Annotated in this window: 27 protein-coding genes and 1 riboswitch; of the genes, 19 read left to right on the forward strand and 8 right to left on the reverse strand. The window is 48.7% G+C overall.

Translation table 11 applies throughout. From position 1 onward, the window contains the following. Window positions 1-139: 139 nt before the first annotated feature. Complete coding sequence (locus DEALDRAFT_RS00190) at window positions 140-1084, reverse strand: PLP-dependent cysteine synthase family protein (RefSeq protein ID WP_008513724.1); 945 nt, start codon at window positions 1082-1084, stop codon at window positions 140-142. 180 nt (window positions 1085-1264) lie between these two features. Between DEALDRAFT_RS00190 and DEALDRAFT_RS00195 the strand changes: the two genes are divergently transcribed. Then, window positions 1265-1750 (forward strand): ferritin-like domain-containing protein, encoded by a 486-nt coding sequence (locus DEALDRAFT_RS00195; protein ID WP_008513726.1) that lies wholly within the window; start codon window positions 1265-1267, stop codon window positions 1748-1750. A 40-nt stretch (window positions 1751-1790) separates the two neighbouring features. Here DEALDRAFT_RS00195 and DEALDRAFT_RS00200 read toward each other — a convergent pair whose 3' ends face one another. Then, window positions 1791-2753, reverse strand: coding sequence for a GTPase (locus DEALDRAFT_RS00200; RefSeq protein ID WP_040378267.1), 963 nt, complete (start codon window positions 2751-2753; stop codon window positions 1791-1793). A gap of 142 nt (window positions 2754-2895) precedes the next feature. Between DEALDRAFT_RS00200 and DEALDRAFT_RS00205 the strand changes: the two genes are divergently transcribed. Further along, entirely contained in the window at window positions 2896-4824 is a 1929-nt protein-coding gene (locus DEALDRAFT_RS00205) for an aconitate hydratase (protein WP_008513728.1), read from the forward strand. Between the two features lie 36 nt (window positions 4825-4860). Here DEALDRAFT_RS00205 and DEALDRAFT_RS00210 read toward each other — a convergent pair whose 3' ends face one another. After that, on the reverse strand, window positions 4861-5355 hold the full coding sequence (locus DEALDRAFT_RS00210) for a hypothetical protein (protein ID WP_050780743.1): 495 nt from the start codon (window positions 5353-5355) through the stop codon (window positions 4861-4863). 318 nt (window positions 5356-5673) lie between these two features. Here DEALDRAFT_RS00210 and DEALDRAFT_RS00215 point away from each other — a divergent pair, with 318 nt between their 5' ends. Next, window positions 5674-6192, forward strand: coding sequence for a ferritin family protein (locus tag DEALDRAFT_RS00215; RefSeq protein WP_008513731.1), 519 nt, complete (start codon window positions 5674-5676; stop codon window positions 6190-6192). A gap of 123 nt (window positions 6193-6315) precedes the next feature. Here DEALDRAFT_RS00215 and DEALDRAFT_RS00220 read toward each other — a convergent pair whose 3' ends face one another. After that, on the reverse strand, window positions 6316-7170 hold the full coding sequence (locus tag DEALDRAFT_RS00220) for a methyl-accepting chemotaxis protein (RefSeq protein ID WP_008513732.1): 855 nt from the start codon (window positions 7168-7170) through the stop codon (window positions 6316-6318). 189 nt (window positions 7171-7359) lie between these two features. Between DEALDRAFT_RS00220 and DEALDRAFT_RS00225 the strand changes: the two genes are divergently transcribed. Continuing rightward, window positions 7360-8100, forward strand: a complete 741-nt coding sequence (locus DEALDRAFT_RS00225; RefSeq protein WP_008513733.1) for an ATP-binding protein — start codon at window positions 7360-7362, stop codon at window positions 8098-8100. Window positions 8101-8148: 48 nt separating this feature from the next. Here DEALDRAFT_RS00225 and DEALDRAFT_RS00230 read toward each other — a convergent pair whose 3' ends face one another. Further along, window positions 8149-8829: a YkgJ family cysteine cluster protein gene (locus DEALDRAFT_RS00230; protein ID WP_008513734.1), complete on the reverse strand. Its 681-nt coding sequence runs from the start codon at window positions 8827-8829 to the stop codon at window positions 8149-8151. A gap of 167 nt (window positions 8830-8996) precedes the next feature. Here DEALDRAFT_RS00230 and DEALDRAFT_RS00235 point away from each other — a divergent pair, with 167 nt between their 5' ends. Continuing rightward, window positions 8997-10067 carry a tetraprenyl-beta-curcumene synthase family protein gene (locus DEALDRAFT_RS00235; RefSeq protein ID WP_008513735.1) on the forward strand — a complete coding sequence of 357 codons (1071 nt, stop codon included), beginning with the start codon at window positions 8997-8999 and terminating at the stop codon, window positions 10065-10067. A gap of 3 nt (window positions 10068-10070) precedes the next feature. On the opposite strand, the gene DEALDRAFT_RS00240 is transcribed toward DEALDRAFT_RS00235, so the two are convergent. Further along, window positions 10071-11045 carry a polyprenyl synthetase family protein gene (locus tag DEALDRAFT_RS00240; protein WP_008513737.1) on the reverse strand — a complete coding sequence of 325 codons (975 nt, stop codon included), beginning with the start codon at window positions 11043-11045 and terminating at the stop codon, window positions 10071-10073. A gap of 154 nt (window positions 11046-11199) precedes the next feature. On the opposite strand from DEALDRAFT_RS00240, the gene DEALDRAFT_RS00245 reads away from it, so the two are divergent. Further along, entirely contained in the window at window positions 11200-12561 is a 1362-nt protein-coding gene (locus tag DEALDRAFT_RS00245; protein WP_008513738.1) for a CoA-disulfide reductase, read from the forward strand. A 59-nt stretch (window positions 12562-12620) separates the two neighbouring features. Here the strand turns inward: DEALDRAFT_RS00245 and DEALDRAFT_RS00250 are convergent, their stop codons facing one another. Continuing rightward, a complete protein-coding gene (locus DEALDRAFT_RS00250; RefSeq protein WP_008513739.1) occupies window positions 12621-12890 on the reverse strand; it encodes a YqhV family protein in 270 nt (89 codons plus the stop codon). Between the two features lie 165 nt (window positions 12891-13055). On the opposite strand from DEALDRAFT_RS00250, the gene DEALDRAFT_RS00255 reads away from it, so the two are divergent. The 12 genes from DEALDRAFT_RS00255 (at window position 13056) to DEALDRAFT_RS00310 (ending at window position 22313) form a co-directional block, all read left to right on the forward strand. Then, the gene (locus DEALDRAFT_RS00255; protein ID WP_008513740.1) at window positions 13056-13799 is read left to right on the forward strand and encodes a tetratricopeptide repeat protein; all 744 of its coding nucleotides are present in this window, start codon (window positions 13056-13058) and stop codon (window positions 13797-13799) included. A gap of 104 nt (window positions 13800-13903) precedes the next feature. Beyond that, window positions 13904-14923, forward strand: a complete 1020-nt coding sequence (locus tag DEALDRAFT_RS00260) for a uroporphyrinogen decarboxylase/cobalamine-independent methonine synthase family protein (RefSeq protein ID WP_008513742.1) — start codon at window positions 13904-13906, stop codon at window positions 14921-14923. 55 nt (window positions 14924-14978) lie between these two features. Further along, the gene (locus DEALDRAFT_RS00265) at window positions 14979-15179 is read left to right on the forward strand and encodes a DUF1858 domain-containing protein (RefSeq protein ID WP_008513743.1); all 201 of its coding nucleotides are present in this window, start codon (window positions 14979-14981) and stop codon (window positions 15177-15179) included. A gap of 85 nt (window positions 15180-15264) precedes the next feature. Beyond that, on the forward strand, window positions 15265-16626 hold the full coding sequence (locus tag DEALDRAFT_RS00270) for an MBL fold metallo-hydrolase (protein WP_008513744.1): 1362 nt from the start codon (window positions 15265-15267) through the stop codon (window positions 16624-16626). A gap of 106 nt (window positions 16627-16732) precedes the next feature. After that, window positions 16733-16936, forward strand: a complete 204-nt coding sequence (locus DEALDRAFT_RS00275; protein ID WP_008513746.1) for a DUF1657 domain-containing protein — start codon at window positions 16733-16735, stop codon at window positions 16934-16936. 12 nt (window positions 16937-16948) lie between these two features. Next, window positions 16949-17806 (forward strand): DUF421 domain-containing protein, encoded by an 858-nt coding sequence (locus DEALDRAFT_RS00280; RefSeq protein ID WP_008513747.1) that lies wholly within the window; start codon window positions 16949-16951, stop codon window positions 17804-17806. Window positions 17807-17817: 11 nt separating this feature from the next. Beyond that, complete coding sequence (gene spoVAC / locus DEALDRAFT_RS00285; protein ID WP_008513750.1) at window positions 17818-18297, forward strand: stage V sporulation protein AC; 480 nt, start codon at window positions 17818-17820, stop codon at window positions 18295-18297. Next, window positions 18297-19298 (forward strand): stage V sporulation protein AD, encoded by a 1002-nt coding sequence (gene spoVAD, locus DEALDRAFT_RS00290; protein WP_008513752.1) that lies wholly within the window; start codon window positions 18297-18299, stop codon window positions 19296-19298. Before spoVAC ends, spoVAD begins: the two co-directional genes overlap by 1 nt. A 15-nt stretch (window positions 19299-19313) precedes the next feature. After that, window positions 19314-19664: a stage V sporulation protein AE gene (spoVAE, locus tag DEALDRAFT_RS00295; RefSeq protein WP_008513753.1), complete on the forward strand. Its 351-nt coding sequence runs from the start codon at window positions 19314-19316 to the stop codon at window positions 19662-19664. Between the two features lie 21 nt (window positions 19665-19685). Beyond that, on the forward strand, window positions 19686-19892 hold the full coding sequence (locus DEALDRAFT_RS00300) for a DUF1657 domain-containing protein (protein WP_008513755.1): 207 nt from the start codon (window positions 19686-19688) through the stop codon (window positions 19890-19892). Between the two features lie 290 nt (window positions 19893-20182). Continuing rightward, on the forward strand, window positions 20183-20416 hold the full coding sequence (locus tag DEALDRAFT_RS00305) for a MoaD/ThiS family protein (RefSeq protein WP_008513757.1): 234 nt from the start codon (window positions 20183-20185) through the stop codon (window positions 20414-20416). 16 nt (window positions 20417-20432) lie between these two features. Further along, window positions 20433-22313, forward strand: a complete 1881-nt coding sequence (locus DEALDRAFT_RS00310) for an aldehyde ferredoxin oxidoreductase family protein (RefSeq protein ID WP_008513758.1) — start codon at window positions 20433-20435, stop codon at window positions 22311-22313. Window positions 22314-22386: 73 nt separating this feature from the next. Here DEALDRAFT_RS00310 and DEALDRAFT_RS00315 read toward each other — a convergent pair whose 3' ends face one another. After that, window positions 22387-23124 carry a DUF421 domain-containing protein gene (locus DEALDRAFT_RS00315; RefSeq protein ID WP_008513760.1) on the reverse strand — a complete coding sequence of 246 codons (738 nt, stop codon included), beginning with the start codon at window positions 23122-23124 and terminating at the stop codon, window positions 22387-22389. Between the two features lie 261 nt (window positions 23125-23385). Then, window positions 23386-23571: riboswitch (cobalamin riboswitch) on the forward strand. Window positions 23572-23779: 208 nt separating this feature from the next. Here DEALDRAFT_RS00315 and DEALDRAFT_RS00320 point away from each other — a divergent pair. After that, complete coding sequence (locus tag DEALDRAFT_RS00320; protein ID WP_083798573.1) at window positions 23780-24412, forward strand: CbiM family transporter; 633 nt, start codon at window positions 23780-23782, stop codon at window positions 24410-24412. Window positions 24413-24426 lie beyond the last annotated feature (14 nt).

A 24426-nucleotide genomic window follows, 5' to 3' on the forward strand; every position in this document is an offset into this window, starting at 1 on the left:
CTTTATTGTGCCCTTGTAAAAAGGGGGTAATAAACATTATATGCTAAGATAACAGGGTAAATTGATAATAATTTCTTAACAAGGCGCGCTTATTCGCGGTAGCGCAGTGCAGGTTATAAAAAGCACGCCGCAGCGTGCCTTAAAAGAGATTCTCCGTCAACAGGCAGTCGGGTCTGCGCCTTTTGCAACGTTCAGCACAGAATAAATCGGTGGACATATACTTATCACCGCGGTCTGGAATAATGGCAACCACAAAGCCTGAGGTGAGTTTATTGGCCACACTGATTGCTGCATGCATGGCTGCTCCTGCAGAAATTCCGGCAAAGATTCCTTCTTCCCGGGTGAGACGGAAGGCCATTTCAAAAGCATCTTCATCGCTGACATTTATTTTTTCATCCAGTCGTTTGGAATCATATATGGCCGGTTTAATGGCCTCTTCCATGTTCTTGAGTCCCTGGATTTTATGGTTCATATAAGGCTCTACACCGATAATCTTAATGTCGGGATTCAGTTCTTTGAGGCGTCTAGAAGCGCCCATTAATGTGCCGGTGGTCCCCATACCGGCCACAAAGTGTGTTACCTTATTATCGGTTTGTCGCCAGATTTCTTCAGCGGTTGTTTCATAGTGTACCATATAGTTGTTTTCATTGGCAAATTGGTTAGGCATATAGTAGCGGTCCGGGTCCTTGGCTATCATTTCCCGGGCCTTCATAATGGCACCATCGGTGCCCAACTCGCCTGGAGTCAGTACTAATTCGGCGCCAAACACCTCCAGCATTTTGCGTCGCTCACTGCTCATCTTTTCAGACATGGTCACCACCAGGCGATAGCCCATCACCGAGGCAGCCATGGCCAGGCCGATGCCGGTGTTGCCGCTGGTGGGCTCCAGGATAATTTTATTTTTGGTCAGTTCACCTTTTTCTTCAGCTTTTCGCAGCATGTAGTAGGCAATCCGGTCCTTAACACTTCCGCCCGGATTGTTGCCCTCCAGCTTTACAGCCAGGGTAACCTGTGGATTGGTATGTAAACGATTGATTCGTACCAAAGGCGTTTCGCCAATGGCTTCCAGAATATTAGCTTTCATCTCAGTCCTCCCCGGATTAGCCATGACGTTAACATTCGCGCTCCACAGATTTATTTCCTGCAGTTTGGCAGAAAAATCTGACCTGATAAGTCGGGTTAAGGACAAGTTTAAGATTCTGATAAGATAAGAAAGAGAGAGAAATGCTAAGATATATGAAAATATGCAAAAGAGGTGAGAGGTATGGACGAGTTAAACATTTTAAGAACAGCCATACTGAATGAAGTGGAAGGCTATCAGTTCTACAGTCTGGCTGCCATGCGCGCCGAAGATGAATCTGTAAAAGACGCCTTTAATCATCTGGCCAAGGAGGAGCAGCAGCATGAATCCTGGTTGCGGAAAATGTATCGGCAGCTTTCGGATAACCAGACTCCCACTTTGGAGGGCCTGGATGTGACCGAGGCTCCGTCACCCAGGATATTCAGGCCGGGCAATGTAGGTACGGAATCCGGTTCTCTGGAAATCTCAGTTTATAAAATTGGTATATTGATGGAGAAAGAATCCATGGTCTTTTACCGCAATGCCGCCAAGGAAGCCCAAACTCCTGAACTCAAAGAGTTACTGCAGCGATTGGCCGAATGGGAGGACAGTCATCTGGAGTCTTTGCAGAACATTTATGACACCCTAAAAGAAGAATGGTGGGGGCAGCAGGGTTTTTCCCCGGCCTAGACTTAGTCATAAGAGAAAGCCGCGCAATTTTTGCGCGGCTTTATTGAATTACCAGCTCAACTATGTCCTTGTCGTGTAATACATAATCTTTGGCCACCGCCTGGCCGTCAAAACGGGCTGAGCCCCAAACCAGGGCGCTTTTTAATTTATCCGGAAAATCACGGTGGACCGTGTATGCCAGATCCAGGACCGTGGAACCGGATTTAAGAATAAAGGGCCTTTCCAGCTGTGCCTTTTTGCCCGGAGTTTTGCCGTAAATGCGGATAACATCCAGTATTTTGAAAATGGTTTCCTGCAGATTGGTCAAATCCTGATGGATGGAGACGGGAGTCAGCTCCAGCTGTGGATACAGCTCTTTTAACACTTCCAGATTAGCATCGGCGTCAGGATGGTCTGCTTTCATTCCCAGCAGGAGAAAGGGCAGAGCCACCGGGTTTTCGCCTTCTCTGTCAATTACGCCGCGCTCCTCCAGGAGGGTAAAAGAAGTTTCCACCTGATCAAGGCAGTCGCCTGAACTAAGATCAATGGTAAGCAGAATCATATCTGCGTTACGAAATGTGCCTATCAGGCCCGGTGGGGCACCGTCTTCGGTAAAAGGCGGCGTATCCACCAACTGAATCATGATATCTTCATAGGGCATCATACCGGTAGCGGGAATGGAAGTGGTAAAGGGGAAATCCGCAACTTTTACCTTGGCCCGGGTCAGGGTGGATATCAGTGCCGATTTTCCTGTATTGGGGCAGCCGGCAAGGGCCACCTGTCCCGCGCCTTGCTTTTCCACATGAAACGGGTTGTAGCCGCCCTTTTGTTTTTTCTTCTGTTGGCTTTCCTCGCGCAATTGAGCCAGGCGCTTTTTGATATCGGCCTGTAGTTTTTCGGTGCCCTTGTGTTTAGGCATAATGGAGAGCATTTCCTGCAGGGCATCCATTTTGTCTTCAGGGGTGCTGGCTTTTTTATATCTTGCTTCTGCCTCATAATATTGCGGTGTGAGATTTGCCGGCATGTTGGTCACCACGCTTTCAAAAAAGTGGGTTATTTTTCTTTTTCTCCCTGAGAGGCTGTTTTTCCTTCCCGGTGGTTTCGTTGACAGAAAAAGTGTTTTTATGATACATTCAAGTGTAGACATGACAGGAGGAATGCGAAATATGGGCAAAAATCTGACAAGAAAAATCATCGCTGAGCACCTTGTCTCAGGGGAAATGAAGACAGGCAGTGAAATAGCCATAAGAATTGACCAGACTCTGACACAGGATGCTACCGGTACCATGGCTTATCTGCAGTTTGAGGCCATGGGTGTTCCGCAGGTGCAGACGGAACTATCCGTATCTTATATCGATCATAACACATTGCAGTCCGGTTTTGAAAACGCAGACGATCACCGCTTTCTGCAATCGGTGGCTGCCAAATACGGGATTTACTTTTCCCGGCCCGGCAACGGTATCTGCCACCAGGTGCATTTGGAGCGCTTTGGGGTGCCGGGGAAAACTCTTTTAGGTTCCGACAGCCATACCCCCACCGGCGGCGGCATCGGCATGCTGGCCATGGGTGCCGGCGGCCTGGATGTGGCTGTGGCCATGGGTGGAGGCCCGTTTTATCTCACCATGCCCAAAGTGGTGAAGGTGGAATTGCAGGGAGAACTGCAGCCCTGGGTTTCTGCCAAAGATGTGATTTTGGAAGTGTTGCGCCGCCTTTCGGTAAAAGGTGGTGTGGGTAAGGTTATTGAATATACCGGACCTGGTGTAAAAAGCCTTACAGTTCCTGAGCGGGCTACCATTACCAATATGGGGGCTGAGTTGGGCGCAACCACTTCGGTATTCCCCAGTGATGAAATTACCCGTGCCTTCCTAAAAGCCCAGGATCGGGAGGACCAGTGGACTGAACTGCTGCCCGATGCGGACGCCACCTATGATGAGGAAGTTATCATTGACTTGGACAAGCTGGAACCGTTGGTAGCCGCACCGCACAGCCCGGATGCCGTAGAGACGGTGAGCAGCCTGGGCCATATTAAAGTGGATCAGGTGGCCATCGGCAGCTGCACCAACTCTTCATACGCCGACTTAATGCAGGTGGCCAATATCCTCCGTGGTAAAAAAGTAAATGACCAAGTGAGTCTGGTTATCTCGCCTGGCTCAAAGCAGGTCTTTGAAATGTTAGCCCGTAACGGTGCCCTGGGAGACCTGATTGCCGCCGGAGCCAGGATTTTGGAGGCAACCTGTGGACCCTGCATCGGTATGGGGCAGTCACCGCCATCCGGCGCCGTATCCGTTCGAACCTTTAACCGTAACTTCCCCGGTCGTTCCGGCACAGCCGATGCCGGCGTATATCTGGCCAGCCCGGAAGTGGCAGCCGCTTCGGCTCTGACAGGCAAGCTGGCAGATCCCCGTACGCTGGGAGAATATAAGCCGGTTGAATTGCCGGAGAAATTCCTCATCGACGACAGCATGATTATTGCTCCGGCAAAGGATCCCGATGCTGTGGAAGTTGTGCGCGGTCCCAATATTAAGCCGCTGCCGGTTAATGAGGAGTTGCCTGAAACTTTAACCGTTGATGTGCTGTTAAAAGTTGAAGACAATATTACTACGGACCATATTATGCCGGCAGGAGCAAAGATTCTGCCACTGCGTTCCAATATTCCCGCCATCAGCGAGTATGTGTTTTCCGGTGTAGATGCGGAGTTTTCCACTCGAGCCAAGGATTCCAAAGCCGGCATTGTGGTGGGTGGTCATAACTATGGCCAGGGCTCCAGCCGGGAACATGCGGCACTGGCTCCCATGTATCTGGGTGTAAAAGCTCTGCTGGCCAAATCTTTTGCCCGTATTCATCGTGCTAACCTGGTGAATTTCGGTATCTTGCCCCTTACCTTTGTGAAGGAAGAAGATTATGAAAAAATCAGTCAGGGCGATGTGCTGGAAATTACCAATCTCCGTCAACAGTTGGAGCGGGGCGATGAATTGACGGTCGCAAACCGCAACAGCGGAGCTACTTTTACCGTGGAACACGGCCTTACAGCGCGACAGATTGCCATTATTAAAGACGGTGGCCTGTTAAACCACACCAAAAAACAGAATCAGTAAAATAATGCCCGCAAACCGTACAGTTTGCGGGCATTTTTAGCGACCACCCTTGGCCGCCCTGGAGCGCTCCAGATAAATTTTGTACACCACACAGGCTAAAACAGCCGCCACAAGGGGTGGGAAGTCCACTAAGTCCAGGTTTACGTCGGCCCCCACAAAGGTTCCGCCCAGGCGGCCCTGCAGCCGGCCTTCTGCGGCTATGAATTTAAGGTTGCAGTCAAACCCTACGATGGAGCCGCCCACTCTGCCGCTGATTTGCTCATGGCCCTCCAGGGAAATGTCATCTCCGATGGTTTCTCCGCCTAAGCGGCCGAAGGCCCGGCCCGGCTCCAGTGCCATATTCAGGTCCTTGCCAATCACCTCACCGCCGACTCTTCCCCAAAGATGGTTGCCTTCTGCCGATATTTCCAGGTTGATGTCGTTTCCACTAACTTTTCCTCCCAGGCGGCCGTGAAAAATATTGCCCTCACGGGTGCATTCAATGCTGTAGCCGCCAAAGGCACCGCCGATCCTGCCAGCTGCTTTTCCCAACCAATCTCCCCCATTATTAATCAGTTTAACCGCTTGCCGGCAAAGGCATAATACGCGGTTGCAAGTTACCATTCGACAATTTCCTGGCCAATCCCTCCAAGTTAAATATACTCTGGATGATTGCTCAAAAAAGATGCTGCTATCTGTTAATTGGAAAGCTCAATCATAAACATCAGGTTAAAAGGTAAACATATTCAATAGTTCCTGCGGGTAGAATCTTACATTTTTATAAACACAAATTAGTTTTGAAGGAAAAGAACAGAAATTGAGCAAATTGTTAGTTAGAAGAAGATATTTAAAATTGGAGGTGTTGCATAAATGTTTAGTCCATATCGTTGTCAGATTTGCGGTGAAACATATCTCGGCAGTGATGCTCCTGATCGCTGTCCCTATTGCGGTGCACACGGCCGTTGGATGATGGGTGCTGCCGAATGGGTTAAAACCGGTAAAGTTGAAATGAGTGAGCAAAGTTACGAGGATTGTATGAAAGCCATCCAGCTGGAAGTGGGCAACGCCGCTTTTTATAAATGTGCCCAGAAAAATGCTCAGACACAGGTTACCCAGGCAATCTTTAAGCGCCTGCAGAAGCAGGAGGCGGAACATGCCGAGTTGCTGGCGGAAATGGCAGGAGTGGAGGAGCCGGATCTGCCGGATGAAGATTGTGCCGGAAATGATGACGCACAAAATCTGGCCGATGCCCATGACCGTGAGCAGCGTGCCATTCAGTTTTACCTGCAGGTGGCTGACCGGGCTCCCGAAAAACGAGTACAGGAAGTCTTTCGCGCTCTGGCTGATATTGAATCGGAGCATCTGAAGATATCAAATATTTACCGGTAAATTAATCTAGCCAGAAAGAAAAAAGAAAAGGCGGGCAACCGCCTTTTCTTTGTATTGGTAGGAAATTAACGCTTCGCAGTTTGCGAAGCTGCTAAAGGAAACCGATTTGAAGTGCTTTTCTTATTATTGAAGTTTTAATAAGTCGGCAGATAATTTTTGCAGTCTTTGGGAAACATCCGCCAGGGATTCCAGTGCAGCCAGAGTCTCTTCGGTAGCTGCCGCCTGGCTTTGGGCAATAAGGCCTGATTCTTTGATGCCGTTGTTGATGGTCGACATATAGTCTTTAACTGTTGAGGTAATGGTGCCGATTTCTTTGGTGGATACGCTGGTGTTTTCCGCAAGCTTGCGGATCTCCGTGGCAACAACGGAAAAACCCTGTCCGGCCTGTCCCACCCGTGCTGCCTCAATGGCAGCGTTTAGTCCTATAATATTGGTCTGCTTGGCAATATCCTCGATTATCTTTAAAATCTGCTGCGTTTTTTCTGCTTCTGTTGTGGCAGTCTGTGATGTTTCGGTCAGTGTTTCGCCATAGTTGGCCAGTTTTTCCGCTTCCCCGGCCAACTGTTCCATGCTGGCCCGGATTTGCCCTGCCGACTCATTTAATTGCTCTATGTAGCGTGCCAACTCTTCGGCATTGGCATAAATCTTTTTAAACAGCTCTTCCCGGCTTTGCACAATGGTAATCAATAGTTTTGCTGCAGAGGCATCCATTTGTGCTACTTCTTCCGGGATATTTGCTTTTACCAGATCCTTTACTTTTTCCACGCCGGTAACTTCGATAACCATCTGCAGGTTGGGTTCAGTTAATTTGGGAATAAAGTCGGTCACAGCACCAATGCCCAGTTCACGGGCTTTGGCCAGTGCCGGTGCATCGGCCTGAACGTCTGCAACCCAGAGTACCCTGACGCTATCAATGGTCATCAGCAAATTCAGGATAGCCAAACCGCCGCGTCCGCCGCCGATAATGCCAATATTCATTTACTCACCTCTCCATAGTGCTAAAGTTATATGTTTAACAAGTATTTCTTTTGTCAAGTCGTAAATCCTGCTTTTTTGACAATATATATCATTTATTTTTTCTGTCCGTTTGATATACATCACATTCAACAGGCAAATACCGTGCTATACTGTGTCTAACGCTAAGACATTAAGAGGAGGAAATTTCTCATGAAAAGACAAATAGTTCGTATTGATGAAAACAAGTGTGATGGCTGCGGCCAATGTATCCCCGCATGTGCTGAAGGAGCACTGCAAATTGTTAACGGTAAAGCCCGCCTGATTGAAGATAAGCTTTGTGACGGCCTGGGTGAGTGTCTGGGTAATTGCCCCCAGGATGCACTGATTATCGAAGAACGGGATGCAGATGCTTTTGACGAAGAAGCGGTGGAAAAGCACCTGGAAGAACAGAAAAAGACACAGGCTCAGGAACAACAGCCTCTGGGCTGCGGTTGCCCCGGCACCATGGCCAGAACAATGGCACCGAAAAAAGATGCCAAGCCGGTAACAGCGGAAGGGGAAACTCCCTCCGAACTGGGCCAGTGGCCTGTACAGCTTAAACTGGTGAACCCTGCAGCTTCCTACTTTAAGAATGCCGACCTGCTGGTAGCAGCCGACTGTGCGCCCTTTGCTTATGCAGACTTCCACAAAGACTTCCTCAGCGGCCGTGCCTTGGCCATTGGCTGCCCCAAACTGGATGATGCCATGTCATATGTGGAAAAACTGGCTGAAATTATTCGTGTGAACAACTTAAACAGCATTACCGTGGCCCACATGGAAGTTCCCTGCTGCAGCGGCTTAATCAGCATCGTACGTGAAGCAGTAAAACGTGCCGGTGTGGACATCCCGGTACAAACAGTAAAAATCTCTTTAGACGGAACCGCAAACCAGCCCCAAAAACTCTCCGCCTAACACAAAACCACCGGATCACTTGATTCGGTGGTTTTCTTGTCCCACTTTCTATTCCAGGTATTGACGGGTGCCATCAGGCAGCAAGGTGAAAAAGCGGTTTTGTGGGACATCGCATATCACTGCCCGCATGCTGCCGTGCTCGTTAAAGAGGTCAATTAATTCCTCAGTCTGTCCGCTGTCGGCAATGGCCCAGATATCAAAAGGAGCTTCATAAAGTGCCAAATCATCGGTTAGCGGCAGGCCGATAAAACTGCCGTCTTCCATATAGTAGAGCATGTTATAGGCCCGGTAAAAAGGCGCCTCCGGCAAATGTGCCGGTTCCAGTTCCTTGACGCTGCACGGAGAAGCGGTGGTGCCAAATACCCGACAGATTAAAGGGCGGTGTGTATAAATTGCACAGTGTTCTTTTTCTCGCTCGTCCCTCACAAATGGGCAAAGCAGTTTCCCCTCTTCTTCCAGGACACCAAGGCGCTCGGCAAACAATTGCTCCAGTTCTTCCGGGCTGTAGCGTTCCCGCAGGCATTTTAAAATTCCCACATACTCCACATAAGACATTAGAATCGAGCCGTGGCAGCAATCGTTGCAGGATGCAGGGCAGGTGTAATCAGGCATGTCTTTTAAAACCTTTTGCACTGCATCCATTTGTGTGCAGGCGTATTGGGTCATATCCTCGGGCTTGTCTAAAATGTGTTCCCTGATTTCCTTAAAACCAAAGGCCATTTTTTTCATTGTATCAACTCCTGCGGTATTGTTCGACTATTTTTATATTAATCCCTGCTTTAAGTGCTAAATTCGGATTTGCCAGACAAGAAAGAACGGGGTTCCCCTGTTCTAAGCCATAAAAATGGGTGCTTGTGGTATACTATAGGGAACACCGTGGCGACGGGAGGATAAGTATGACGTTATCTGTTTGGGAGAGGTCAAAGGATAGAGCTGTTATTTTTCCCTATATTTTTCGTGTTTTTCCCATGGTTGAGCACGATTTGAAGTTGTGGCGTGTGAAGGCTTCGGCCATTCCTGATGAAGAGCTGCGCCGGCAGGCTTTGGCCAGTATGAAAATGAAGCGGTTTCACTGTCAGGGTGGAGCTATTTTTTCTCTCTATACCGGTGGCAAGACCCGGGAGATGGTGCGTTTTATTGTGGCGCTGCAGACCATCAGTGATTATCTGGATAACCTTTGTGACCGGGTGGAAGGAGCCGATGACACCACATTCCGCACCCTCCACCAGGCCATGCGGGCGGCAGTTGATACCGATTTGCCGCTTACCCATTGGTATGATAGTTATCCCCACCAAAATGACGGTGGGTATTTGGATTTGCTGGTAAAGGTATGCCGGGAAACGGTGGCTGCTTTTCCCGGTTATGGCGATATTAAGGCTGATTTGGTGGGGCTTGTCAGTTTGTACTCTGACTTGCAGGTTTATAAGCACATGGAGAAGAGACTGAGGGTAGAGCAGTTGGTTTCCTGGTTTGAGCGGGAAAAAGATCCGACCCTGCAGTTGTATTGGTGGGAGTTTGCCGCTGCAACCGGTTCAACTTTGGCAATGTTTGCCCTGGCGGCCATGGCTTCGGCTGGTCCGGTGTCTTCGGAGCAAAGAAGGGAGCTGTTGGCATGCTACTTTCCCTGGGTTTGCGGCCTGCATATTCTGCTGGATTACTTTATTGATCTGGATGAAGACCGTGAATTTGGTGATTTAAATTTCGTTTCGTTTTACCCCACACAAATGGCCATGGAAGAAGGTTTAAAGCAGTTTGCCCAGGAGGCGATGCAGCGGGTAGAGACTATGCCGCGCTCCGGGTTTCACCGCACCGTAGCCATTGGTCTTTTGGCCATGTATTTGTCAGATCCCAAAGCGTCCCAGTCGGGCCGTAATAAAATATCGCAGCAGTTGCTGCGATATGGTGGAACGGAAACATTTTGGCTGTATAAAGTCTGTCTGGCTTTACGCAGTAAGGGTATTATCTGATTGTTAACATGTGCGCCGCACCACATAATCGGCCAGACGGGACAGGATGATCTTTGGTGGTTTTTGGGGCAGCTTCTCCAGGTTTCGCTTGGCCCGGTCAATCAATGTTCTCGCTCTTTCCTGGGTTTGTTGCAAAATTCCGCACTCCTGGAGAGCTCTGGAGATAAATTCCATATTGTTGGCGGTGAAGTCACGGTTTTCAATAATCTTGCGGACATGGAGTGCAAAGCGTGGTTCCTTAAGCAGGCGAATAACAGGAAGGGTCAGGTACCCTTCTTTTAAATCCTGTAGCGTCGGTTTGCCTAAAGCTCCCGGGTTTGCAGTGTAATCCAATAAGTCATCTATCATCTGAAACGCATACCCCAGCTGCAGGCCGAAGGTGGCCAGCGCCTTTTTTTCCGCAGGCGGCATGTCACATGCTTCTGCCCCGGCCAGGCAGCAGGCGGAAATAAAATAGGCAGTTTTCTTATGGATGTAGGAAATGTAATCTGCTTCTGTTACATTGGGGTTAAACCGTGAAGCGGCCTGCTCGATTTCACCTTCGCACATCAGGCTGATGGCACGGGTCATATTTTCCAGGACTCCTACCTGGCCATGTTTGGTCAGGAGGGAAAAGGCACGGGCAAAAAGAAAATCACCGTAGAGCACCGCCTGGTGGTCTCCCCACTTGGCGGAAACGGTGGGGTGGCCGCGCCGGGAAGCGGCATGGTCTATGACATCGTCATGAACAAGGGAAGCGGTATGAATCAATTCAATGGCTGTTGCCATATCCACAAGTTCAGTTTGCGGAGATGCATAAAAGGACCCGCAAAGTAAAACCATGGCGGGACGCAGTCGCTTGCCGCCGCGAATAACGGAGTCGGAAAACAAAGGGGTCCAGGAATCCTCACCGCGACTAAGCTCCCGTAACCTTGCTTCCACCTGTTTTAAGCCGGGCAAAGACTGAAGTTCCCAAATCGGCATCTGGTATACGTTCAAAATAGCATCACCTGCAAATGTTTAATACCCATAGCGTCACCGAAAAGCGGGAAAATATTCCCTGACAATGCTTACAAAAAGATAACGACGCGTTTTTGTTGCAGGAAAGCTACATTGAGCGCCGAATACAAAGAGCACGGAGGTGAGTTTTTATATGCAGCATCCTTTAGTTATAATCGGTGGGGTAGCCGCCGGCATGAGTGCCGCATCAAAAGCGAGACGCCTGCAGCCGGATTTGCCTGTGGTGGTTTTTGAAAAATCCGAATATGTTTCCTACGGAGCATGCGGAATCCCTTATTATCTCTCTGATGTGATTCCTGACCATAATAAGATGGTGATTCGTACACCACAATATTATGATGAACGACTGGGAATTGCGGTGTTGACCAAACATGAAGTTCTTTCCATTGATACCGAAGCCAAAGAACTACAGGTTAAAGATCTGGATAGCGGTGAAATCAAAAAACAGCCCTACAGTAAGCTGATTTATGCCACCGGCGCCCGGGCAATTGTTCCGAATCTGCCGGGAGTTGATCTCCCCGGAGTTTATACCTTACGCACCTTAAACGACGGCCTAAAAGTTAAGGATGCTTTGGCATCTCCCTCTGTTAAACGGGTTGTTATTGTGGGGGCCGGGTATATCGGGTTGGAAGTGGCTGAAAACCTGCGCCTGTTAGGCAAAGAGGTGCAAGTTATAGAAAAAGCAGAACGATTGCTGGTTAATTTTGATTCCGAATTTTCTCAAATCGTTTCTGATGAGTTGGAAAGAAATCAGGTACATGTTCATACCGGGGAAGGACTGGTGGCTTTCCGGGGAAATGAGCGGGTTGAAGCAGTGGTTACGGAGAAAGGTGAATATCCCTGTGATCTGGCAATTTTGAGTATCGGCGTGAGGCCAAACTGTGAGTTGGCTCATAATGCCGGCATCAAAGTGGGTTTCAAGGGAGCTGTGGTGGTGGACCGTCAGATGCGTACCAACGTGCCCGATGTTTTTGCTGCCGGTGACTGCGCTGAAACATACCATCGCCTGCTGCATAAAAATGTTTATATCCCACTGGGTACCACGGCCAACCGTCAGGGCCGGTTGGCAGGCCAGAATGCCTGCGGTGCGCCGGAGGAATTTGCCGGTGTACTGGGCACATCGGTGGCTAAAATTTTTGATTTAGCTGTGTCCATTACCGGTCTTACCGAGGAAACAGCCCGCGATTTCGGTTTTGATGTGCTGTCAACCACGGTAACTACTCTGGATCATGCCATTTATTATCCCAATCCCAGAAAGATCCGTATCAAGCTGGTCTATGACAGAAAGACTGCCACGTTGTTGGGCGGTCAGATTGTGGGGCATGAAGGGGTTGCCCACCGGGCGGATATTTTGGCTACCGCCATCACCAATGGTATGACATTAGGAGAGTTTGCTGAAGTGGACATGTGTTATGCGCCACCGTACAAAGGAGTGTGGGAAGCGCTGACCGTGGCGGCAAATGTAGCGGAAACTGAGTGGCAGCAACAAAAATGAGTCGCTAAAAACTAAACGGAACGGATGCCAAAAAAAGCATCCGTTCCGTTTTTTGCTCTCTACAGGCGACGTGTTCCCCAAAAAATTAAAAATACCCCGGCATAAATCATCAGCATTCTGCCCAGCGGTAAACGGTCGGAAAGGCCCATTACCCCTAAGGTGATTCCCAAAAGCAGGATTGTGGGCCCTATAACAGCTAAAACGCCGTTTACGCGCAGCGCCGTTTCAATTTTATTGAAACGGAGAATAATAAGCGCAGCGCCTACCTCCAGCAGGCCGGACAGAATCCGCAGTGCCGCCATGGTGAAAACCGTATGTTCTTTTAGCATGGCGCCTCCTTTATAAAGGACTTTTTAAAGTATACGTGCCAGGGCTGTTAAATTGACTAAAGAAAATGTTCACAAAAAGTTCAAATATTAATTAAAGGGATATGCTATAATAAAGCGAATAGGTTAAATGTTTGACCATCTATGCACAATCCGGGAGGTTGTAATATGGGAAAGAAGAAAAGTGCTATTCGTAGGCTTGATAAGAAGATGGTTAAGATTGTGGTGATTCTGGCAGCAGCCGGCATGCTATTTTCTGTTGTTGCTATTGGATTAGCGGGAGGATTTATGACACCTCCGGCGGCTAGAGGTAATTTAGCCGGCACCATTGAAGATTTGGAATTCCAAATCCGTCAGTATGAAAACAGTTTGGAGTCATCCCCGGATAATGCCGCTCTGTGGACACAGTTGGGCAACAGTTATTATCAGTTAGCCCTTGTATACAGTGAAATGGATGATGCGGAAAAAACTGCCGAAAATTTTGCTAATGCAATTGAACCTTACGGCAAGGCGCTGGAAATTGAACCGGATGACGTTAATGTCCGTGTTGACCGGGCGGTCTCGGCCTTCTACTCCGACAGTTATGATTTGGCTGAAGAGCAGTTTGAAAAGGCCATCGAAACTGATCCTACCCATGTACAGGCACGTTATAATTACGGCATCTTCCAATACTTCGGCCGCAATAATGCCACTGCCGCCATTGAGCAGTGGAATGAAGTACTGGAGTTAAACCCCTCCGACCAACAGCAGTTGGTAGCCAACGCCCGCGGCTTCATTGCCCAGGCAGAAGCGGAGATGAATCAACTGATTGGTGATCCCAGCCAGTTTGAAGAGAACTCCACAGAGGATGAGGCGGATGCCCAAACCGATGATGAAGAAACAACAGAAGATGATGAAACTGAAGAAAACTAACCTGCGGGTTTAGTTTTTTTTGCCCTTAGACCTTAATTCATTGTTAATACCTCGTTTTTTGACGCATGCTATAATGAGAGAAAGTGCTGGAAAGGAGAAATGGCATGCAAGTTATTGGAGGTTGCGCTACATCGGCGATGGGAATTCTCCCCCATAAAGACGTGGACAAAGCTTTAGAAATGGCCTTTTCCCTGGATATACCCTTTTGGCCACAGCTGCCCCACGTCTCATATTATGAAGATATGTATGTTCAGTTTTCTGAACATTTTCCCGGAATAAAAATTGATGAAGAACAGCGCATCACGCTGGATACAGCTCTCTTTTACGAGGAGTTGCCGGCATACCTGGAAAAAAGTGCGGATCCGGATACTTTCGCTTTATCTGAGAAATATGCCTATGTGTTTCATCGTTTCCTGGAACATGATTTGAGCAAGTACCCGGCCATTAAGGGGCAGGTGATGGGGCCCATCTCATTTGGCCTGCGGATCACCGATGAAGACCGCAAGCCCATAATTTTTCATGATGATGTCCGCATGGTCCTCTTTGAATTCACCCGTGAAAAAATAAATCATCAGTATCGCGTCTTGCGGCAGCATAATCCCAACCCCATTATCTTTTTTGATGAACCGGGCCTGGAGTTTGTGTTTAACAGTATTTCCGGCTATACCAGTGATATGGCCAAGCGCGACCTGGCCGATCTTTTGGCAGGGATTGACGGTATTAAAGGTGTCCACCTCTGCGGTAATCCGGACTGGGATTTCTTACTCAATGCCGATATCGACGTCCTTTCCTTTGATGCCTACAATCGTGGTGATGTTATTGTCCGCTATGAAAGTGTGCAGCGCTTTATTGAGGAAGGAAAGGTCTTGGCTTGGGGCATCGTTCCCTCCCATATAGAGCAAATCGAAAACGAGACGGAAGATTCCATTATAGACCGCCTGGAAGGACTCTGGGATACTTTGGTAGCCAAGGGTGCAGATAAGGAAAAAGTAGTGCAGAATGCCCAGTTGGCACCGGCCACATGTAATTTGGTTGGTCCCAGAAATGAAGAAGCGGTGGAGCAGGCCTATGAACTTTTGCAGCGTGTGGCTGCCCGTTTAAAAGAGAAGTACCGTCTGGATTGATTTTTCCGGGCGTTTTAACTATACTATATACAGATAAAAAAAGGAGTGTGACAAAATGGCTAACAAAATCAAGCCTGATATGACAATCGCGCAGGTTCTCACTGACTACCCTGCCACTGCCCAAGTGTTTATGGGTCTTGGCATCCATTGTTTGGGTTGTCCGTCAGCCACCAACGAGACGGTGCATGAGGCGGCCCTCAAGCATGGACAGGATCCCACCGACTTGTTAAACAAGTTAAATGCTGCCGCCGAGTAAAAAGTACATAAAATTTTAGCACCACGAAAACAGGGTTTCCATACCCTGTTTTTGTCTTAAAACTTAGCAAAAAGGAGAGAGGGAATTGCTTTTTTCGCGTATTGAATCGGAAGGGCTTTCTCATTATTCTTATCTTTTTGGCACCAGGGGAGAAGCCGCGGTAATTGATCCCAGGCGGGACTGTGAAGAATATATTGAACAGGCCACCAGAGCCGGGATGCGTATTACCCATATCTTTGAAACGCACAGAAACGAAGACTATTGTATCGGTTCGGTGGAGTTGGCCGCCCGCACCGGCGCACAAATCTGGCACGCCGATTCTCAATTGGAGTATGGATACGGCAAACCGGTAACCGACGGAGCTACATGGCAAATCGGCTCTTTGCGGCTGCGCGCCATGCACACCCCCGGCCATACCCCCGGCTCTGTCAGCTATGTCCTTGATGACAAAGAAGGCTCACCCTGGGCCGTCTTTACCGGTGATACGCTGTTTGCCGGAGATGTGGGCCGGGTGGACTTGTTGGGCAAAGAGCAGAGTGAAGAGCTGGCCGGACAGCTATATGACTCACTGTACAACAAGATCCTTCCTTTGGGTGATGGTATACTGGTTTGCCCGGCACACGGGCCCGGTTCGGTCTGCGGCACAGCCATTGCCGACCGTCCCTGGACCACAATCGGCCAGGAGAAGGATAAAAACCCGCGGCTTAAGTTTGCAAGCAGGGATGAATTTATTGTAAATACCGCAATGATGCTGGAGCGTCCGCCCTATTTTCTGCAAATGGAAAAGCTAAATGTGGAAGGTGCGCCCCTGTTAAGTACCGTGCCACAGCTTAAACATTATGACCCGCAAGCTTTTCGTAAAGCCCGGGAAAATGCGGTGGTTTTAGATGTGCGCAGTGACATAAGCTTTAGCGGTGCCCATGTCCCCGGTGCCATTTCTATCTGGATGGGGGGCCTGTCCGGTTTTGCCGGTTGGTTTTTGCCCTACGATAAACCTATTTTATTAATTGCCGAGCAGCATGACCTGGAAATTGCCGTCAGGCAATTAATCCGCATGGGTTTTGACAATGTACTGGGTACGTTGTCGGGAGGTATGCTTGGCTGGCATACTGCAGGTTTTGCCAGTGAATCTGTGGACACCATCATCGTCCAGCAGCTCTGCCGTAGTCTGGATGACGGACTTGAACCCTGGATTCTTGATGTGCGCACAAAAGAGGAGCTAGACCGGGACGGGCGCATCCCCGGAGCGCACCATGTGCACCTTACTCAGCTTCCCCGGCATCTAAAGGAGATACCCCAAAACCGTGAAGTCTATATCTTCTGCGCCAGCGGCCTGCGGTCCATGGTGGCCGCCAGCCTGCTAAAGCGTGAAGGTATGGAGAACATCGTTGTGGTATTGGGCGGCCTGGCCGGCTGGAGTTCCACCACCTGTCCCATCGAAAAATAAGTATTTATGCCATCCAAAAAGGATGGTTTTTTTTTAGGCTTTTTGCATTGTAGCAAGTTAGTTTGGTGAAAAATAAGAGGGAGTCTTATTAAGTGAGGTGAGGCAAATGACAGTCGGTTCGCAATTAAAGCAGACCATTGTCAGCCTGAAAGGCATACAGGGAACGGCTAAAGTCTATGCAACTCAGGCGCAGCATGAGAAAACTCGCCGGGCTTTCTCCCAGGCTTCAGATAAGCTGGAACAGATTCTGTCTGATCTGGAAGGCCGGTTGCAGACTCTGGAATTTGAGGAGCCACAATACAAGGGATGAGGTGAGTAGTAAATGCCTGAATGGCTGTTGTTTTTATTCCGTTCCCTGGGGCTGTTTGTAATTATCTTCTTTTTCATGCGTGTTATGGGCAAGAAGCACCCCACCACATCGCCATTTCGCTTTGTGGCAAATGTAGTGATTGCCGTTCTTGCCGCCCTGATAATTATGGAAGTTGTGGAAAACCTGGCTTTGGGCCTGGTGGCACTGGGCGTGTGGTTGGTTCTGCCTCTTTTGTTTGACTATCTGGCACTGCGCAGTAAAGCTGTCCATGATCTTTTGCACGGCAAAGAGACAGTACTGATTAAACAGGGCAAAATCATGGAGGAAAACCTGGAAAAGGTCCGGCTTACCGGTGAAGATTTGCTAAAAGATTTACGGGCCAAGGATGTTTTCAGTGTGGCCGATGTAGAGTTTGCGGTGCTTGAAACCTCCGGGGATATCAATGTGATGTTAAAGTCGGATAAGAAGCCCATCACCGCCTTTGATATGGAATGGAAAGTGATGCCCCAGACCGAACCGCAGACCGTAATCTTAGACGGCAACGTTCTCCATGACCCGCTGACAGAATTGGGCCTGACCAGAAGCTGGATACAAACGCAGTTGGAAAGTAGTGGTGTTTCCCTGGATAATGTTTTTTTGGGTCAGGTTAACTCTGCAGGGGAGCTATACCTTGATGTTTTCGACGATTCCATGCAGCTAGCTAATCCCTCTGTCAGGGAGATGCTCTTTGCCAACCTGCAAAAAGCAGAGGCAGACCTGGAAAAGTATGCTTATGAAACACAGGACCAACAGGCAAGGGATATGTTTAGTGAAAATGCGCAGAGGATACATAGTCTGACAGAAGAGTTGCGTCCGTATCTGTTGCGTTAGGGGGTAAGTAAATGTCCAATAAAAAGTTCAAAAAAGCGCCACCGCCACAACAGGAGTTTCAGTTTCTGGCCAAGGCACGCGAGCCAAAACGGCCGGTACTTACCAATTGCCTGCGTGCTTTTCTGGTAGGAGGCTTAATTTCCACCATAGGCCAGTTTTTTCACTGGTTTTATATGACCTATTTCAACTTTACCGAAGTCTCGGCCAGCAATCCCACGGTAGCCACCATGATTATGATCGCAGCTTTGCTGACCGGTCTGGGAGTTTATGACCATATCGCCCAATATGCCGGCGCAGGCACCATTATTCCGGTAACGGGTTTTGCCAACACGGTGGCCTCTGCCGCCATTGAACACCGCAGCGAAGGATACGTATTGGGTGTAGGCGGCAACATGTTTAAAATTGCCGGACCAGTTATCACCTTTGGCGTCTTCTCTGCTTTTGTTTTGGCCATCATCCGCATAACCATTGAAAAGTTAGGTGGAATGTAATGCTAAAAGGACACCAGTCTTGGGTATTTGAAAATAAGCCGGTAATCCTTGGTGCCGCAGCGGTGGGCGGCCCTTTTGAAGCAAACGGTGCAGTGGCCGATGATTTTGATATTTTACATGATGACATGTGGCTGGGTGAAAAAAGTTTTGAAAAGGCGGAAAAAAAGCTCCTGGAGCAGGCCTGTGAAAAGGCTATTGATAAAGCGGGCCTGAAAAAAGAAGATATTCACTTCTTCTTTAGCGGTGACCTGATGAATCAGATTATTTCTTCCAGCTTTGCTGCCAGGACTTTGGGAATTCCCTACTTAGGCATCTTTGGTGCCTGCTCCAGCGCCATGGAGGGACTGGCCTTGGCCTCCTTTGTAACCAATGCCGGCGGCGCCCAATATACTCTGGCAGGCACCTCCAGCCATAACGGGTCTGTAAATAAACAGTTTCGCTATCCCACTGAATACGGAGCACAGTTGCCCCCCACCGCCCAGTGGACGGTAACCGGCGCCGGTGCCGCTGTGGTAGGACGAAGCGGCGAAGGCCCAAAAGTGACTGCTGCCACCATTGGCCGTGTGGTGGATTTGGGTATCTCCGACCCCTTCAACATGGGGACCGCCATGGCTCCCGCCGCAGTGGATACCATTGAATCACATTTTCGCGACCTGGGTGTTGACGCTTCCCACTACGATTTGATTGCCACGGGAGACCTGGGTAAAGTGGGGCATCAGATAGCTGTGGATTTATTCAAAAAACATGGCACAGACATCCCTGAAGAAAAGCTAACGGACTGCGGCCTGATCATCTATAAAGATGACCAACCGGTGATTGCCGGCGCCAGCGGCTGTGCCTGTTCCGCCACAGTAACCTATGGCCACTTTCTTAAACGCATGCAAAAAGGTGAGCTGAACAAAATTCTGGTGGTAGCCACAGGGGCTCTTCTATCTCCACTTTCTTTCCAGCAAAAAGAAAGCATTCCCGGTGTGGCGCACGCCGTAGTCATTGAAAGATAAAGGAGACAGGAATCTATGGATTTTCTCATAGCCTTTGTGGTTGGCGGTCTGTTTTGTGTTGTGGGACAAATATTGTTGGATATCTTTAAACTTACACCGGCCCATACCACCGTAACGCTGGTGGTAACCGGCGCCGTATTAGGCGCTTTGGGGCTTTATGAGCCCCTGATTCAGTTTGCCGGGGCCGGCGCCTCCATTCCCATCAGCAGCTTCGGTAATGCCCTGGTAAGCGGTGCTCTCGGTGAAGCGGAGAGAAACGGCCTGGTGGGCGTTCTAACCGGAATCTTTGAAGTTACCAGTGCCGGTATCTCCGCCGCCATCATCTTTGGCTTCATAGCTTCCCTGATTTTTAAACCCAAGGGATAATCAGCATAGGAGGTGAGATATGTGACAGTAGGTACTCAACTGCAGCAGGCTATCTCCGGCGTGCAAAGTGCTGCCGCCACCATGAAATCATTTGCATTGGAAACCCAGGATCCCGAGGCGAAGAAAACTTTTGAGCAGCTGGCTCAAAACATGGACAACGCCCTGCAAACATTGCAGCAGCGCCAGCAGTATATCCAGCAGCAGGAACCCAAATACAAACAACAATAAACGAAAGTAAAGAGGCTGTAAGCATATCAAACATGCTGGCAGCCTCTTTTTGTGGACAGAGGGACAGGTTAAAGTGTCCACGAATCAAAGGGGACAGGTGATTTTATCTCAAATTCGCCGTTGAAATTGAGGCAATTGACTTGCCCGTCATTGCAGAGTCCTCCGTGTTCCTGTGGGACAAATGAACCTGTCCCTTTTGTCCATGTTAAAATGGGGGTAGGAACCTTGTTTTATGTGTCGTATAATCTTTATAGGACTTAATAAATACTCGGATGGCGGAAGGGGTTAATATGAAAGTCATCAGGGTTTTTTTACACAACTTTTTGGATACGTATTCGGGCCAAGGGCCTGAGACAGAGCTTGAGATTTTGGACGGGTGGCAAGTAAGGGACGTGCTGGCGGCCATAGGCATTGAGCCGGAAATTATTGGTGTTGTTTTAGTAAACAAAAAGCTTGCCGATAAAGATACTGAGATTAAGGCCAATGATCGGGTAGATTTGTACCCGCTGTTTGGCGGCGGTTAATGAGAGGAGGATGCAGATGAGTTACGGTTATACCGGGAAGATTTTGGAGATTGATTTGACTGCCGGTACCCATAATGTTCTGAAGATGGGTGAGGATTTTTACAGAAAGTATCTGGGTGGGCCGGGTATTGCCACCTATTTTGCACTAAAGAATATTACTCCCCACACCGAACCGTTGTCTCCGGATAACGTGCTTATTTTTGCCACAGGAATTCTTACCGGTTCTTTTGGCCCCGCTGTTCCCCGCTATACTGTTTGCGCCAAGTCTCCGCTGACAGATACCATCGGCAAGTCGGAGGCCGGTGGCTTTTGGGGGCCTGAGTTAAAAAAAGCAGGTTATGATGCTATTATTGTCAGGGGAAAAGCAAAAGACCCTGTTTATGTAAATATTGCAGATGGTGCAGTGAAGATAAAAAGCGCGGCGGCTGTCTGGGGTAAAGATACGCTGGAAACACAAAATGCTTTGGAGCAGGCTGAAGGAGAAGGTACCCGGGTGTTACAAATCGGCCCCGGTGGAGAAAACCAGGTGCTTATGGCTAACATCGTAAACGAGTTAGGACATTTCAACGGCCGCAATGGTTTGGGGGCTGTGATGGGTTCCAAAAACCTTAAAGCCATTGTGGTTAAGGGAAGTGAAAATGTTCCTTGTTACGATAAGGAGTTTCCCAAAGATTTGTCACGTTGGGTAGCAAAAAACTTAAAAGACCACGCGCTGGCCTATGGCCTTTACTGGAACGGTACACCAGGCGGTATCACAACCATGAACGCCAATGGTTCATTACCAACAAAGAACTGGCAAGAGAGTGTTTTTGACCGGGCAGAAGAAATAGGTGCCCAGAGCCTGGAAAAGATTTTGATTAAACGTAAAGGTTGTTTTTCCTGCCCCGTGCGCTGCAAGCGGGTAGTGGAGAGCAAGGACAGTGAGATGCCCATCAACCCCGCATTGGGCGGCCCCGAATATGAAACTCTGGTATGTCTGGGTTCCAATCTGGGGATTGGTGATATCAAACTGGTGTCTAAGGCAAATGAGCTGTGCAACCGTTATACGCTGGATACCATGAGCCTGGGAATGACCATTTCCTTTGCCATGGAGTGCTATGAAAAAGGCTTTTTGACAAAAGAAGATACCGGGGGTATAGAACTAACCTTCGGTAATGAAGATATTTTACTGGATTTGATACGCATGACCGCCTTCAAGGAAGGTTTTGGTAAGGACCTGGCACTGGGCTCATACCGTCTGGCGCAGCAACTGGGTAAAGAAACAGAAAATTTTCTGCTGCAGGTAAAAAAACAGGAACTTCCAGCCCATGACCCCAGGGTAAAGGCAGGCCTGGCGCTACAATATGCCATTTCCAGCCATGGCGCAGACCACTGGTTTGCCCAACACGACACGCTATATACTGAAAAAGGCTCCAGCGGTATGCAGTCCATTGCTCAACTGGGAGTTGCTGAGCCGGTACCGGCCGATGAGCTTTCGGCTCAGAAGGCAAAACTTATCTACTATACACATTTAATGACCATAATGTATGACTGCCTGGGCGTATGTATCTTTGGTTATGCTTCACGAAGTATTGTGTCGCTGGAAAAACTGGCACAGCTGGTTGAAGCGGTAACCGGCTGGAACATCAGTATGTGGGAGATGCTTAAAGCAGGTGAAAGGGCATCGGTGATGATGAGGTCTTTCAACGGACGGGAAGGATTCACCTCCAGCGACGATGTACTGCCGCCGAGGGTTTACGACGGTATTACAAACGGACCCCGCAGGGGCGAAAAGCTTAATGAAGCCGTATTTACCCAAGCCAGAGAGGTCTACTATCAGATGGCCGGATTAAATGAACAGGGCCTGCCCACCATCAGTAAGCTTGCTGAGTTGGAGATTGACTGGCTGGCAGAATAATATTGTTGCAGAGGATCAGAAAAAAACGAAGCCCGCATAATGCGAGCTTCGTTTTTCAGATAAGAGCGTCTTCCTACATATCAGGATCGTTGCCTTGCCGCTTATCTTTGCCCTCACCCACAAAAAATGCTTTAAAGGGGTTAAGGGGAGGCTGCTCTGCAATATAGAGGCTGCCGTCGGTATCCAGCAGCAGAAGGAGTACCGCATCCGTTCCCCGTATCCCTCTTTTTGTCAACTCTGCTTTTAGCCAGTTTTCATCAAGCCCGGCGCCAAACAGGTTTTGCCGCAGCACCTGACCTTCCACCACCAACGGGGTGGCAATTCCCTCATAAACGGTGCTAATTTGCAAATCTTTGGGAGTAACCGGCCGCACCTGTGACTTTGGTATCACCGACAGCTGGCCGTTTGGTTCCAGAATAGCAAACTCGATATCATGAATACGCCTGTACCCCTGATTGCGAAGGGCTGCCATCAGTTGTTCCACGTTAATGGCATTTTTAATTAAATTTTGTTTGACGATTCTCCCGTTACGAATAGCCAGATCGGGCCGGCCGCCGATAAACCCTTTTAGTAGATTGTTTAGTGTGCTAAGGCTAATTACAGTATGCATAATTGCCAGCACACCCAAAGCAGCCAGCGCATTAATCAACGGTACGTCCCGGTTAACAATCAGCGCTGCCGAGGCAGAACCAATGAGCATCATCACCACAAAATCGTAGGGTTTTTGCTGAAAAGTCAGCCCTTTACCCATCAGGCGCAAAAGAATTAAAGACCAGGCATAGACGATAATAGCACGGTTTACAACTTCCATATGGACTCCTTTCCGCTTACGGAATAAAATGGCAGATACTTCTACTGCACTATCATATCCACAACGATAAAAGAGATTCATTTCACTTTTTCTAAAGTTCTTTACATCACTTGGCAGGAATAATTAAACAATGGTCGAATAATGTTAAAACGTAAGAAAGTCACGCCTATTCGGTTTCCGCAATGCGTGCCTTTCCATACCGGTTTCCTTAGCAGCTTCGCAAACTGCGAAGCGTTATAAGTTCCTACCGGTAGAACTGAATAAGGATAAATAGAAGCAAGTGACCTGAGTTCAAATCAGGTTAAAGGGAAACCGGTTAGAATCCGGTGCGGTGCCGCCACTGTAAAGGCGAGTTTTCTTCCATCAGGCCACTGGCCCCAAAGGCTGGGAAGGCGGAAGAAAACGATGAACCTAAGCCAGTAGACCTGCTTGTTTCGTTTAGCCACTGGACCTACGCGCATAGGGGGTGTCTTACGAAGCGGGAAGTATGTTTTGCCTGCCACTAAAGCCTTAACCAACCTATGGTTAAGGTTTTACTTTTGTTCGCAGGAATTTATCACCCCTGACCCCTGCACCCAGCAAAGCCCTAGTTGCTTTGTGCTAAAAAAGGTCCGTCCCCAATTTGTTCCAGGTTTTGCAAAGCTTTTTGGAAGGAATGGTTTATATGCATATTACTGATGGAGTAGTAAGTTTGCCGGTGGCCGGTGCGGCGGCAGCTGCTGCCGGGGTCAGCCTGGTTTATGCGGTAAAAAACACCAAAGAAGAAGAGATCCCTCGGCTTAGCCTTTTATCCGGTGCATTTTTTGTCTTTTCCCTCATCAGTGTGCCGGTAGGGCCTACGTCGGTTCATCCGCTTTTAGCGGGCCTTTTAGGTATTATGCTTGGTGTTAAAGCACCCATTGCCATTTTTATCGGCTTATTATTGCAAGCATTATTATTTAATCACGGGGGCCTAACCACTCTGGGGGTTAACCTGATTTTAGTAGCTGTGCCGGCATTAATTGCCGCTAAACTGTTTTATGTCCTTAAGCGCCTGTCGGTTTTTACCCGCGCTGCCCTGGTAGGTGGGATAGGCGTTATGGCCTGTGTTTTGCTGTTAGTCCTTTTATTGCTTATTACAGATCAGTTATTTGCAGAGGGCCAGTTTTCTGTTGTAAATATTCTGCTCATAGGATATACACCGCTAATGATTGTGGAAGCAGTAGTTACCGGATTTGCCATTAACTTTCTTTATCGGTCCAGGCCGGGTTTATTGGGCCTTGCAGACAACAAAGCCCAGTCAGGCTAAAGGAGATTTTAAAT

Source organism: Dethiobacter alkaliphilus AHT 1 (genome assembly GCF_000174415.1).
In the GTDB taxonomy this organism is placed as follows: domain Bacteria; phylum Bacillota; class Dethiobacteria; order Dethiobacterales; family Dethiobacteraceae; genus Dethiobacter; species Dethiobacter alkaliphilus.